The sequence below is a fragment of the Bacillus sp. GW823-FHT06B01 genome, from assembly GCF_058952315.1.
The window spans coordinates 287,539-301,612 of the sequence record NZ_JBXAHR010000003.1 but is presented as its reverse complement, the minus strand read 5'-3'; the positions used below and the strand labels follow the sequence as shown (position 1 = coordinate 301,612).

8 protein-coding genes and 1 riboswitch are annotated in these 14,074 nt (G+C 33.4%); of the genes, 1 reads left to right on the top strand and 7 read right to left on the bottom strand.

Going from position 1 to position 14,074, the window contains the following annotated elements:
* Positions 1-157 precede the first annotated feature (157 nt).
* The 3 genes from AC1Q8N_RS14740 to AC1Q8N_RS14730 form a co-directional block, all read right to left on the bottom strand.
* Positions 158-1,123, bottom strand: a complete 966-nt coding sequence (locus AC1Q8N_RS14740) for a hypothetical protein (protein ID WP_098643112.1) — start codon at positions 1,121-1,123, stop codon at positions 158-160.
* A 730-nt stretch (positions 1,124-1,853) separates the two neighbouring features.
* Positions 1,854-9,167 (bottom strand): SpaA isopeptide-forming pilin-related protein, encoded by a 7,314-nt coding sequence (locus tag AC1Q8N_RS14735; protein ID WP_493521252.1) that lies wholly within the window; start codon positions 9,165-9,167, stop codon positions 1,854-1,856.
* A 59-nt stretch (positions 9,168-9,226) separates the two neighbouring features.
* Positions 9,227-9,319: riboswitch (cyclic di-GMP riboswitch) on the bottom strand.
* A gap of 171 nt (positions 9,320-9,490) precedes the next feature.
* Positions 9,491-10,027, bottom strand: coding sequence for a TetR/AcrR family transcriptional regulator (locus tag AC1Q8N_RS14730; protein ID WP_098079700.1), 537 nt, complete (start codon positions 10,025-10,027; stop codon positions 9,491-9,493).
* Between the two features lie 332 nt (positions 10,028-10,359).
* Here AC1Q8N_RS14730 and AC1Q8N_RS14725 point away from each other — a divergent pair, with 332 nt between their 5' ends.
* Complete coding sequence (locus tag AC1Q8N_RS14725; protein ID WP_431096983.1) at positions 10,360-10,743, top strand: hypothetical protein; 384 nt, start codon at positions 10,360-10,362, stop codon at positions 10,741-10,743.
* A gap of 65 nt (positions 10,744-10,808) precedes the next feature.
* On the opposite strand, the gene AC1Q8N_RS14720 is transcribed toward AC1Q8N_RS14725, so the two are convergent.
* The 4 genes from AC1Q8N_RS14720 to AC1Q8N_RS14705 form a co-directional block, all read right to left on the bottom strand.
* Complete coding sequence (locus AC1Q8N_RS14720) at positions 10,809-11,078, bottom strand: CPCC family cysteine-rich protein (protein ID WP_098079704.1); 270 nt, start codon at positions 11,076-11,078, stop codon at positions 10,809-10,811.
* Between the two features lie 183 nt (positions 11,079-11,261).
* Positions 11,262-11,915: a DUF975 family protein gene (locus AC1Q8N_RS14715; protein WP_048545365.1), complete on the bottom strand. Its 654-nt coding sequence runs from the start codon at positions 11,913-11,915 to the stop codon at positions 11,262-11,264.
* Positions 11,916-12,107: 192 nt separating this feature from the next.
* On the bottom strand, positions 12,108-13,547 hold the full coding sequence (locus AC1Q8N_RS14710; RefSeq protein ID WP_098079706.1) for a PH domain-containing protein: 1,440 nt from the start codon (positions 13,545-13,547) through the stop codon (positions 12,108-12,110).
* Entirely contained in the window at positions 13,540-14,016 is a 477-nt protein-coding gene (locus tag AC1Q8N_RS14705) for a PH domain-containing protein (protein WP_098079708.1), read from the bottom strand. The genes AC1Q8N_RS14710 and AC1Q8N_RS14705 overlap by 8 nt, the downstream gene beginning before the upstream one ends.
* Between the last annotated feature and the right edge of the window lie 58 nt (positions 14,017-14,074).

Here is a 14,074-nt window from a genome sequence, read left to right as displayed (position 1 = left end):
TAGTTTTTTATATATTTTTTGATATAATTACATACGGGAAACGGGAAGAATTTTGTCTTCCCTTGTGTTTTTATTTGCATCTAGTACTTTTGCTAGATGCTTTTTTTATGCTAAAAAAGGTACCCTCATATACTTTGAGGATACCTTTTCCATCAATTTAGTGCATTTCAACGATTGTACCATCTTCGAATACTTTAAATACACCAGTAAATCCTGGTCCACCTGCACCTTCTATTTTATATGTCGTACGCACTCTTATTTGATAATATTTCTTTCCATTCTCTACTTGCGTATTTTCTAGCGTGTAATCATAGTCTTCTTTATATTCATTTTTAATATATGCTTTCGCTTTCTCAAAAGTAAATGCATCTTGAGTCTTTCCTGTCTCTACTTTTTGATTCTTTTCTGCCTCAGTTTTGCCGTTCTTTTCTGTTACTGCCTTTTGATTTTTTTCTACCTCAGTTTTGCCGTTCTTTTCTGTTACTACCTTCTGATTTTTTTCTGCCTCAGTTTTTTGAGTCTTTTCTGTTGCTACCTTTTGATTCGTTACTACATTTGTTTTTTGTGCCTTCGCAGCTTCATTCTGTGCAGTTTTTTCTTCTTCATTCATTTTAGTAACTAACCCTACCGCTTTTTTATTATATTCTTCAAGGTTTTTGTTATCTTTTGTTTCTGCAACTAGCTTATTTAAGATCTCTTTCGCTTCTGCATAATTTTTCTTACTTATTAACTCTTCACTTTTCGTCAGTTGCTCACTATACTTCTTGTTTTGCTCTAAGATGGCTAGTAATGCTGTGCGTTCTTCCTTTGCCTGTTTTACAAGCGTAGCATTTCCATTCTTCATGTTCTCTACTTTTTCAAATGACTTGATTGATTCTTCTATCTTTGTTTCTTCTTTTAACTTCACTGCTTCAATCATTACTTTCGTTTGTTCTACAAGCATCTTTGCATCTGAATCGTCTTTTTTCTCATCTAGCGCTTTTTCAAATGATGATAATGCATTTTTATATTCTTTATTCGTTAACGCGGTCTTCCCTTCATCCATTGCTTTGTCAAAATTTCCATTACTACACCCAGCTAACATTAAAAACGTAAGTCCAATTACCATTAATAACTTTTTCATTTTTTCTCCTCCTATATATCCCTAAAACGATAACAGCATATGTATAAAAGTCTGTGTAGTAATTAGACTGAAAATAAAGATGTACTTTGTGTGTGGGAAAGGAAGTACATTTCATTTACTATCATTACTTAAAACTCCCAAATAGTTGGTAGTTGGTTTTCTTCTTCTTTTAAAGACAGAAAGGAATTTTAATAATGTGCGTAAAGCTCTCACCAGGCTCTTTACTACACACACTCTTATACACATAGAAAAACTATTTTTAGGTTGCTATTTTTTTAGCTTTACATATTTTCGTAACATAAAGAAAAACAAAAGAAAACAAACCGTAACATAAGTTACCGTTTGTAACTTTTCTGTAACACAAATGTAACATAAGGTTTTTAAATATACAATAGTTTTTTTTACATTATTTTCCCCTATCTATATTTCAAGGTGTTAATACAGTGCTAAAACGAGTTTCATCTCCCACCTGCTATTGGACTATCATCCTTTGAATACTTTAGGAAAAAGCCCTCTTTCTTAAAGTACTCAAACAAACATTACGAAGGCCTTTAACCTTTTATTTTCACATTAAATATATATAGTTTTTTTGATATAACAATATTAAGAAAATAGGACGAATTTTTTCTTCCTTTTTGTTTCTATTTGCATCGTGTTCTTTTGCTAAATGTTTTTTATGCCAAATAAAAAAGGTATCCTCCAATACTTTGAGGATACCTTTTCATTTTTATTATCTCTGCTGTTTTCTACCTAATACGAGCAATCCAAAACTCATCATGATAAGAAGTGCTCCCATATATGGTTCCACAGGCATTTTCTGTCCTGTTTTCGGTAATTCTTTTTCAGGCTTCTCTGGATTCATTGTTTCTGGTTTCTCTGGATCCGTTGTTTCTGGTTTTTCTGGATTCGTTGTTCCCGGTTTCTCTGGATTCGTTGTTCCCGGTTTCTCTGGATCCGTTGTTTCTGGTTTTTCTGGATCCGTTGTTTCTGGTTTCTCTGGATCCGTTGTTTCTGGTTTCTCTTGGCCTGGTGGTGCTAAAGAAGTCAATTTGTTTAATACTTGTAATTGAACTGGACTTATCATTCCTTTTGTAATTTCAAATGGAATTGGATTAGTTAATTTTTCATAACCCTTTGGTGCTTCTACTTCTACAAGTGTGTAGTGACCTACAGATAAGTCTGAGACTTTCGCTTTTCCTTCTTTATCTGTTGTTACTTTCGTTACTACTTTTCCTTTTTCGTCATGAACTTCAAACACTGCCCCTGATAATACATGCTTACTTTCAGCAGCCATTTTTGTAATTTCTACTGAACCTTTGTCTAACTGTTCATTCTCTACTTTTAATAATAAAACTTCTGTCATACCTTTTTTGATTTCGAATGATACTGGTTCTGTTAGTTTTTTGTAACCTGGTAAACTCTCCGTTTCTACTAATTTGTATTTTCCTACTGATAGATCTGAAACTTTCGCTTTTCCTTCTTTATCTGTTGTTACTTTTGTTACTACTTTGCCTTGTTCGTCTTGTACTTCGAAGACTACACCTGCTAATGCTTTTTGACTATCTTTATCTACTTTTGTTACTTCTACATTTCCCTTGTCTAACATTTCATTTTCGACTGTTAAAGCAAGAGATTTTGTCATGCCTTTTTCAATTTGGAAAGTAATCGGATCTACTAATTGCTTATATCCTTTTGGTGCTTTTACTTCTACTAGCTTGTATGTTCCAACTGATAAATTAGTAACTTGTGCGTGTCCTTTTTTATCTGTCTTTATTTTAGCGACTACTTGTCCTGCTGCATCTTGAATCTCAAATACTGCATCAGCTAAAGCATCTTTCGTTTCTTTGTCTACTTTTGTAATTTCTACATTTCCTACATCCACTAATTCATTTTCTACAGTCAATTGTAATGCTGTAACTCTACCTTTTTCAATTTCGAATGAAATTGGCTTTTCTAGTGGTTTGTATCCTGCTGGTGTTTCTACTTCTACTAACTCATACTTTCCAATAGATAAATCTGAAACGTTTGCTTTTCCTTCTTTATCCGTTGTTACTTTCGCAACTACTTTTCCTTTTGAGTCACGTACTTCAAATACAACATTTTCTAATGGTGCTTTACTGTCTTTATCTATTTTTGTGATTTCTACATTCCCCGTATCTACCATTTCATTTTCTACAGTGAACGCTAAAGATTTTGTCATACCTTTTTTAATTTCAAATGGTACAGGCTTTTCTAATTTTTTGTAGCCTGGTAAACTCTCTACTTCTACTAGCTTGTACTTTCCTACTGATAAATCTGCAACTGTTGCTTTTCCAGCTTTATCTGTCGTTACTTTCGTTACTACTTTGCCTTTGTCGTCTTGAACTTCAAAGACTACACCTGCTAACGGTGCCTTATTATCTTTATCTATTTTTGTAATTTCTACATTTCCCGTATCTACCATTTCATTTTCTATTTTTAATGATAGAACTTCGGTCATTCCTTTTTTAATTTCAAACGATACTGGCTCTGTTAATTGTTTGTAACCTGGTAAGCTTTCTTTCTCTACTAATTTGTACTTTCCTACAGATAAGTCTGCAACTGTTGCTTTACCATTTTTATCTGTTTTTACTTCCGTTACTACTTTGCCTTTTTCATCTTGTACTTCGAAAACTACGCCTTCTAATGCTTTCTGACTGTCTTTATCTACTTTTGTAATTTCTACTGAACCTTTATCTAACTGTTCATTCTCTACTTTTAGTGATAAAACTTCTGTCATACCTTTTTTGATTTCGAATGATACTGGCTCTGTTAGCTTTTTGTAGCCTGGTAAATTTTCTGCTTCTACTAGTTTGTAATTCCCTACAGATAGATCTGAAATTTTCGCTTTTCCTTCTTTATCTGTTGTTACTTTTGTTACTACTTTGCCTGCTTCATCTTGGATTTCAAAGACTACGCCTTCTAATACTTTTTGACTATCTTTATCTACTTTTGTAATTTCTACTGAACCTTTATCTACTAGTTCATTCTCTACTTTTAGTGATAAAACTTCTGTCATACCTTTTTTGATTTCGAATGATACTGGCTTCGCTAGTTTTTTATATCCTGGTAAGCTTTCTACCTCTACTAGCTTATATTTTCCTACTGATAAATCAGCAATTTTTGCTTTTCCTTCTTTATCTGTCGTTACTTTTGTTACTACTTTGCCTTTTTCATCTTGCACTTCAAATGTTACGCCTTCTAATAACGCGCCACTTTCTTTGTCCACTTTTGTAATCTCTACTGAACCTTTATCCAACAGTTCGTTCTCTACTTTCAATGATAAAACTTTCGTCATACCTTTTTTGATTTCGAATGATACTGGTTTTTCTAGCTTTTTATAACCTGGTAAACTTTCTACCTCTACTAATTTGTAACTTCCTACAGATAGATCTGAAATGTTTGCTTTTCCTTCTTTATCTGTTGTTACTTTCGTTACTACTTTACCTTTTTCATCTTGTACTTCAAAGACTACGCCTTCTAATACTTTTTGACTGTCTTTATCTACTTTTTTAATTTCTACTGAACCTTTATCTAACTGTTCATTCTCTACCTTTAGTGATAAAACTTCTGTCATACCTTTTTTGATTTCGAATGATACTGGCTCTGTTAGCTTTTTGTAGCCTGGTAAATTTTCTGCTTCTACTAGTTTGTAATTCCCTACAGATAGATCTGAAATTTCCGCTTTTCCTTCTTTATCTGTTGTTACTTTTGTTACTACTTTGCCTGCTTCATCTTGGATTTCAAAGACTACGCCTTCTAATACTTTTTGACTATCTTTATCTACTTTTGTAATTTCTACTGAACCTTTATCTACTAGTTCATTCTCTACTTTTAGTGATAAAACTTCTGTCATACCTTTTTTGATTTCAAATGATACTGGCTTCGCTAGTTTTTTATATCCTGGTAAGCTTTCTACCTCTACTAGCTTATATTTTCCTACTGATAAATCAGCAATTTTTGCTTTTCCTTCTTTATCTGTCGTTACTTTTGTTACTACTTTGCCTTTTTCATCTTGCACTTCAAATGTTACGCCTTCTAATAACGCGCCACTTTCTTTGTCCACTTTTGTAATTTCTGCTGAACCTTTATCTAACAGTTCGTTCTCTACTTTCAATGATAAAACTTTCGTCATACCTTTTTTGATTTCGAATGATACTGGCTCTGTTAATTGTTTGTAGCCTGGTAAGCTTTCTTTTTCTACTAATTTGTACTTTCCTACAGATAAGTCTGAGATTTTTGCTTTACCATTTTTATCTGTTTTTACTTCCGTTACTACTTTGCCGTTTTCATCTTGTACTTCGAAAACTACGCCTTCTAATGCTTTTTGACTATCTTTATCTACTTTTGTAACTTCTACATTACCCTTGTCTAACATTTCATTTTCGACTGTTAAAGCAAGAGATTTTGTCATGCCTTTTTCAATTTGGAAAACAATCGGATCTACTAATTGCTTATATCCTTTTGGTGCTTTTACTTCTACTAACTTGTATGTTCCAACTGATAAATTAGTAACTTGTACTTGTCCTTTTTTATCTGTCGTTATTTTAGCGACTACTTGTCCTGCTGCATCTTGAATCTCAAATACTGCATCAGCTAAAGCATCTTTATTTTCTTTGTCTACTTTTGTAATTTCTACATTTCCTGTATCCACTAATTCATTTTCGACTGTTAGCTTTAACGCTGTTACTCTACCCTTTTCAATTTCGAATAAAATTGGTTTTTCAAGTGGTTTGTATCCTGCTGGTGTTTCTACCTCCACCAACTCATACTTCCCAATAGATAAATCTGAAACGTTTGCTTTTCCTTCTTTATCCGTTGTTACTTTCGCAACTACTTTTCCTTTTGAATCACGTACTTCAAATACAACATTTTCTAATGGTGCTTTACTGTCTTTATCTATTTTTGTGATTTCTACATTCCCCGTATCTACCATTTCATTTTCTACTTTTAATGATAGAACTTCGGTCATGCCTTTTTTAATTTCAAATGATACTGGTTTTTCTAACTTTTTATAACCAGGTAAACTTTCTACCTCTACTAATTCATACTTTCCTACAGGTAAATCTGAAACACTTGCTTTTCCTTCTTTATCTGTCGTTACTTTTGTAACTTCATTACCCTTTTCATCTTGTACGATGAATGTTACTCCCGCTAACGGTGCTTTATTATCTTTATCTATCTTTGTTATCTCTATATTTCCCGTATCTACCATTTCATTTTCTATTTTTAATGATAAGACTTCGGTCATGCCTTTTGTAATTTCAAACGATACCGGCTCTATTAATTTCTTATAACCTGGTAAACTTTCTTTTTCTACTAATTTATACTTTCCTACTGATAAATCATCAATTGTTGCTTTTCCATCTTTATCTGTTGTTACTTCTTTTACTACTTTATCTTTTTCATCTCGTACTTCGAAGACTACGCCTTTTAATGCTTTCTGGCTGTCTTTATCTACTTTTGTGATTTCTACTGAACCTTTATCTAACTGTTCATTCTCTACTTTTAATGATAGGACTTTCGTCATACCTTTTGTAATTTCAAATGACACTGGCTCTGTTAGTTTTTTATAACCTAGTAAGCTTTTCGTCTCTACTAATTTGTACTTTCCTACTGAAAGATCTGAAACGGTTGCTTTTCCTTCTTTATCTGTTGTTACCTCTTTGACTACTTTATCTTTTTCATCTCGTACTTCGAAAACTACGCCTTTTAATGCTTTCTGGCTGTCTTTATCTACTTTTGTAATTTCTACTGAACCGTTTTCTAACTGTTCATTCTCTACTTTTAATGATAGGACTTTCGTCATACCTTTTGTAATTTCAAACGATACTGGCTCTGTTAGTTTCTTGTAACCTGGTAAGCTTTTCGTCTCTACTAATTTGTACTTTCCTACTGAAAGATCTGAAACGGTTGCCTTTCCTTCTTTATCCGTCGTTACTTTTCTTACTACTTCACCTTTCTCATTTTGGACTTCAAATTCGACATCCGCTAATGCTGAACCGTTTTCTTTGTCCACCTTTGTAATTTCTACATTACCTTTATCTGTCATTGCATTTTCTACTGTTATTGGGAATATGCCGTCCCCTGTTACATTTACTTCGAATTCTGTTTCTTTTAATTGGTATCCTTCAGGCGCTTTCGTTTCTTTTAAAATATATTTTCCTGGCGCTAACGGTTTAGAAATTGCCTTACCATCTTTATCTGTAATAATATGCTCAACTACTACACCATCTTTTACTATATCAAACTCTGCATTTGCTAATGGCTTTTCACCATTTTCCGAATCAATTTTCTTTAATTCAATTTGACCCTTTTGTATAGTATTTTTAATTTCAATTGTTTTTGTTTCTCCAGCTTGAAGTGTAACCTCTACTGGTTCTTTTAATTTTTGATATCCTTCTGGTGCTACTGTTTCATAAATTTTATACGTCCCAGGAGCTAAAGTTTGAGGTACTGAAAAGCCATTTTCGTCCGTTATCAGTTTTGCAACAACTTCATTTGCACTATTTCGAACTTCAAATTCGGCACCTTTTAACCCTTTGTTCGGATTCTCAGCATCTATTTTATGAATCGATACTGTACCTTCTTTTGGAGCTTCAGGCGGTGTAACAGTTACTTCTTTCGATGTTAATGTTTTATCATCAAAATGTAATTCTGCCTTATTAGGAATCTTCTTATCTACGTAAGAAGATAAGTCTGCATTAGCTTTAATTTTCGCCTTAATACTAAGGTTAATTACCTGGTCTTCATATGACTTATAGTCAAAACTCTCACCGAACGTAAATGTTACTTCACTTTTTTGTTTATCTATCTTTAGTGTTCCTTTAGAAGTAATATCTTGGCCATTTTGATCATATACTTTTGCCTCTAATACTTCTAAAACATCCTCTAAATCATCACTAATTACCATTGACGTATAATTAGACGGATTTTTCGGTATATGTGTACCAACTTGGTATTGAATAGGTTGATCCATTTGCGCTAACTGCTGATTCTCTACAAGCTTACCATTCTCATCAACTATATTTTTTTCAATACTAGGTGGATTATCGTCGCCTGAACCGGTTCCTCCCCCACCACTTACGAATACTTCTCCTACTTTTTCTTCAGTTTTAATATTTTTGCCTTCTAATTTCACTGTATTTTTATGAGGCTTTGCAGCAGGATTAGTAATCTTTGTTTTATATCTTAAAATATAACCTTTTGAACTGTCTGGAAATTCAATTGTAAATCCAGTCTTCGTTGCATTGATTTTAATTTTAGATAAATCTGCTGGCTTAATATTTGTTGGTGCATAGCCATCTTCAAATACAGCCTCTTCTAATACTAAGCTATCTGTAATTAATTCATGTCCAGGTCCTAATGTGTCTGTTAATTTAAGATCTTGCATTTCTGTTCCAGTTGCATTTACATATACAAGCCAATCAGCAATGGATGGATCTTCTTGATTATAAGAACCCCATTTCAATAAATTATCTGTATTGGGATGTGGCTTCGGTCTCTCTGTCGTATTATTTACACTTACTTCTTTATTAACGATTTGACCATCAACGTTAAATTCTAATGGAATTTCTTTGACACCATCATATGCTTCTAGCCCAAAGTAGAATTCTACGAATAAAGAACCTTTAACGTTATTCTTTCCTTCTACGTAATCACCCATAGTACACGTCAATAGACCTTTTTTCATCTCACATGTACCAACTGTTTTTCCTTCAGCATCTTTTAAAGGAAAACTCATATTCATAAGATCTTTTCTAAATTCTTTTGGCATATCAATTGTGAATTGATCTCCACTTTTTATTTTTTCTTTAGCTGACCACTTCACTTCTACTTTCATGCCATCTGAGGCTTGATATGGTTCAGACGTTGTACCATCAGTACGGGATATATTAATCTCGTCCACTGGATTTTTTATCACAGCGGCTTGAATAACTGGAGCCCACACATTTAGCACTGAAAATAATACTAGAAAAACTAATGAAACCATCGAAATATGCCTCTTAGTACTTTTCATTTGCATAATTCCCTCCTATTTTTTATATTTATATAATAAAAAAAGACCGTCCGGTTGCATCAAAAATGTGCAACCAGACGATCTTAGTAACCAATATGTATTACCGTAGACTCTAAGCTTTGCGGCCTATCCTTTCGAATAGTGTGCTAAAAATATTTTTTATTCTTTTTTTGTTTCATTTTCCTCTTAAACCAAATATTACTATACCGTCTGGACGGTTATAATTCAATACTCTATAAAATTGTTCTATTTTTCTAATAAAAAAAACAATTCACCAGTGCATTAAATAAGCAATGGTGAATTGTTTTACATTATATAGTTCGTATATTCTATTTATATGAATTAAAAATAAGAGCTTGAATCACTTTTTCTCTTAATTCGGGGCTTAGTCTTCCAACCCCTAAATATTCCGAATACCATAATCCATCTGCCGCTAATCTAATAATTGTGGCACAAACTGAATCTATCTCATCATTTTCTATTTTATTTTGCAGTTGCTGAAATGATTGTTGTAACGGTTCAAGTAATTCAGGTTTTAGCATTAATGCTGCCATCATACTACTCCCCAGCTCTTCTACTCTTCTCTCATTACTTAATCTTTCCTCTACAAAAGAACGTACCCACCTTCCTTTCTTCTCTAAGTCCTCCGCTACTTTACTGTGAATGGCTTCTTGATACTCCTCCGTCCCTTTGAGTATCATCCCCTCTATTAAAGCTTCTTTAGTTGAATAGTGATACAACAATCCACCTTTACTTATCCCCGCCTCTTTTGCTACCGCTTCTAAAGTTAACTTAGCAACCCCTTTACATTGCACAATTTGAGAAGCGGCTGCTAAAATTTTCTGCCTTGTTATACTTATACTCATTCCTTTTTAAAACCCCCATTTCTACTAAATTTATATAAATACGTATCTTATTTTTAATATCGCTGAGTAATAATAAATATTTTCTTTATACCACAAAGGCTTCATTACCTTTGAATTGTTCGTTACTTCTTCTATTAAAAATTTCCATATCATTCAATATGATAACATCAAACACTCACAATTGACTATACATCTATACAATTATATTCGTTGAAAATATATCCATAAACACAAAATGCATACAAATTGATCATCCTTATATATTCAATCTATAATTTAAAGAGGTTTATATGTTCATAAAAATAAAGTGAAATTTTATAAGGATGATTCCATTGAAAAAATTTTCTATTAGTTATTTAATATGCTTACTGGTTTTTTCTGTCATTGTGAACGTTTTACAGTATACACTAGTTCCAAATTATGCTGACTCCTGGGGACCGATTTGGGTATCTATTATTATGTTTCCAATTATTGGAATCATCCCTGTTCTTATCGGTTGTTTATTAGGTGAATTTTGTTATAGAAAAATAAAAGGAAGTCACGAATTAAAAATTGGAATCCCTTTATTTATATTGTTAGGTATTTCTTACAATCATTTACTCTTTATGTGGTTTAACAAAAGAGATTTTCTATCCTTTTATTTAGAAGCTTTTCTGGATACTGTCCTTCCTATTACTGTGTCATCCGTACTGTTTTATCTTGTCAGACGGCGTTAATTCTTTCATCATTACATAAAAAAATGTTATTACTCCTGATAAATTGAGTAATAACATTTTATTTACTAAATTTGCTTCCAACTAGCATCCTTCACATCTTCACTAGTCGGTTTTCTAACTGATCTAACAAAACATTCCTCACAAGCACCAAATGCAATGAAGTTTTTCTGTGCTTGTCTTAACGAGACTTCATTCGCCCCGCCTTCAAAGTCAGGACCGTTAAACTGAACCTCATCATTTTTTCCTATCCTATCATATAAATCAAGTGCCGTTACTGAAATAAAGAAACTTAATATAGAAAATGAATACAGAATTAAAAACTTGCTCGCTCTCATTCACCTCGCTTTTTTGTTTCACATATATTATTCATTATTTTCACATGAAAAAATAGCCCTCTATGCTAAAACATAGAGGGCAGAATTTTTATATAAAAACCTATACCTTATCCTGAAGTGCTCCCCATAAACAGAAGATCTAAACTATCTGTGCCCTATATTCTTTAGGGGGATAGGTGGTTATTAGAAAGTAGTGTCTTCTTTTTTATAATATTCTTTTGAAATCTCTTCATAAAATGCAGCTGATGTCGTGTAGAAATAAGGTACTAACCATAAGAAACCGATTCCTACAGTAAGAATACTTAAAATGAACCAACCTAAGAAACTTAAGCATAGTAAAAAGTAATCCATTTTATGCCCATTCATCATACGACGACTTTCAGTAATCGCTTGATTCGCTGTATATTCTGGATGATCATTCAAAATAAAATATGTCATAGAATAAGAAAATGATTTAATAATACCTGGAATAATAAGAAGTAATGTCCATAGAGTCAAGTATACATACATTAGTAAATATGTTAAAAACGACTTCATCAACTTACTTCCATCGCTAAACCATCTAAATATATGACCAATGCGAGCATCAGTCCCACGAATTGCATTTAAAACAAGATAATAGGCACCTATTGTTAATGGACCAATAACAAGCATTACAATAATACTTACTGTAAGTGAATCACTTGCTTCTTCCCAACCCCAAAATATCGAGAAAATACCTGTGGTTAGCATTTCAACAGCTCCAATAAGGATTCCGACTAATAAGGTTGCCCCTACCGCTAATCCCCATTTTCCTTTTAATGCATCAAGTGCTTCTCTTTTTAACTGACTTATCATATATAGCCTCCTAATACTTTTTCTATATTAGTATACCATTTATATTAAAAATCCCACAGATTTCCTTGAAATAGAAGTATACTACTTTTTCGATATATATGTGCTGTAGCTGTAATAATATATATGGAGGAAGCCCCTCATTTTCCTATAACAAAAAAAGCCTACCTTTCATAATAGGCAAGCTTTTTCAAGTTAATCTTCACTTAATTCCTTCTTATACCAACCCTGCATTCTCTCCGCATCTTCTACTCTCGTATGCTCTAATTTATAATTTGATGATGCGTTAGAGAATTTGTACGTACATAAATCCGCACGGCGCTGGAAATAGGATTGTGTCTTTTCCATTGATTGGACGTGCCTTCTTCTAACAAGCCCTGTATATTTGCCGACACTGCGATATACAAGCGTAATTTGCTCTCCGTTTACACTGTAACCATTTGTTTTAAATGTTGCGTATCCAAGTGTAAAGATGAGAATCGCGAGCGGAATGAATGCCCACATGATGTAATACTTTTCAAAGTATATACTTATTCCAGTAAGCGGGATTGCTAGCATAGCGAAAAAGATGAAACTATCAATGAGATAGCGGCGCAATGCTGCTTTTGGTAATGCAATAATGTTTGTATTCAGTTCATATGGTAGTTGTAAATGTGCGAGTAACTGTTGTACGCGATCTTTTCGAATGATAGGATGCAGTGTAACTTTTTCTTTCTCGTCACCCAGTCCTTTACTTTGAATCACTTCTACTTGTACAGCACAATAACCGAATGGCTGACGTAAAATACTTTCTTTTATCGTAATACCTTGAATGCGGTGTAATTTTAGAACGAGTTCTTTTTTCTCAAGTAATCCTTGCGAAATGCGGACTTCATCATTTCTTCGATTCACTGTGAAATCTCCATGTTTTAGCGCATAACCGATTGTAGATATAATCCATGAAAGGACAATCAAAATAGCTATCATGAAAATCCAGCCATATATATCATGTTCCATTACATACGACTTGACGCCATTCTCTATCCATTTCGGAATGTACTCATCTACTTGGTGATACACGAAAAAGATTAATGAGAATAATAGTCCAAACTGACCAGATGTAACAGACGCTAGCAAAATTTCTTTCCAAGTTAATTTATATTCAGTCGCTTGCTTTTCCTCTGTTACGATTTCTTTCTCGACTACTTCTTCTGATGTTTCTTCTGCTTTCACTTCTGGAGTTGGATCATTTAGCATTGCAATAAGCTCTGTTGCTTCTTCTACTGTAATACCAGCTAAGCTTACTTCTGCATCGTCGCCTCCGCCAGCTGTTTCGATTTGAATTTTCTTTAAGCCAAGCATTTGATACAACACGTTAGAACTTGTATTAATCGTTTGAACACGTTCTTTATTTAAATAGCTCTCCTTCTTCACAAAGAGCCCTTGCTTCACATGTAATACGTTATTTTCGACCCAATATGTTGTGTAATACCATTTTTCAAATGCTGAAAAAACGGTGAGTAAGCCGAATGCAGCGGGAATTAAATACCAAAACGGGAATTTTCCATTTAAGCTAAACATGAAAATAATGAGTGGTATAAAGTCTGTTATTTTTAATTCTAATAACATCGTGATTGGATGCTGTCTCTTATACATCCTCATCACTCACTTTCGCTAATTCTGCGATTTTCGTTTTCAACATTTCTGCTTCATACATCGTTAAGCCTGGGATACTGTGAGAAGTTGCAGCTGTTGAAATGTGTAATTCTGCTAAGCCATATTTCCTCATAATCGGCCCTTGTTTAATCGTCACGTGCTGTACACGAATCATCGGTACTAATACGCGCTTTACGACGAAAAGACCGTGCTGAATTTCAAGCTCTTCTTCATTTAATTGATAACTGTAATAACGTTGACGTAGTTTCGGGAATAAAAAGTAAGAAAATGGTACGAACACAACTGTCAGCCCAATCATTACATACAAAATCCACGCCCACCAATCAAACTTTATCATGAGGAAAAGGTAAGCTAAAATGACGAGAATACCGATTCCTTCTTCAATTACAGCACGAACTTTCCACACCTTGACCATGTCAGGGTGAATTTCATTTTTCAATGGATCCATGTAACCACTCCAAATCTAGTAATCTAATATACGAATACTCTCAATCTATATTTTACAT

Excerpts from the sequence above, each read along its gene's own strand:
- AC1Q8N_RS14740 (WP_098643112.1), bottom strand. The coding sequence starts at position 1,123 with ATGAAAAAGTTATTAATGGTAATTGGACTTACGTTTTTAATGTTAGCT.
- AC1Q8N_RS14735 (WP_493521252.1), bottom strand. The coding sequence starts at position 9,167 with ATGCAAATGAAAAGTACTAAGAGGCATATTTCGATGGTTTCATTAGTT.
- AC1Q8N_RS14730 (WP_098079700.1), bottom strand. The coding sequence starts at position 10,027 with ATGAGTATAAGTATAACAAGGCAGAAAATTTTAGCAGCCGCTTCTCAA.
- AC1Q8N_RS14720 (WP_098079704.1), bottom strand. The coding sequence starts at position 11,078 with ATGAGAGCGAGCAAGTTTTTAATTCTGTATTCATTTTCTATATTAAGT.
- AC1Q8N_RS14715 (WP_048545365.1), bottom strand. The coding sequence starts at position 11,915 with ATGATAAGTCAGTTAAAAAGAGAAGCACTTGATGCATTAAAAGGAAAA.
- AC1Q8N_RS14710 (WP_098079706.1), bottom strand. The coding sequence starts at position 13,547 with ATGTATAAGAGACAGCATCCAATCACGATGTTATTAGAATTAAAAATA.
- AC1Q8N_RS14705 (WP_098079708.1), bottom strand. The coding sequence starts at position 14,016 with ATGGATCCATTGAAAAATGAAATTCACCCTGACATGGTCAAGGTGTGG.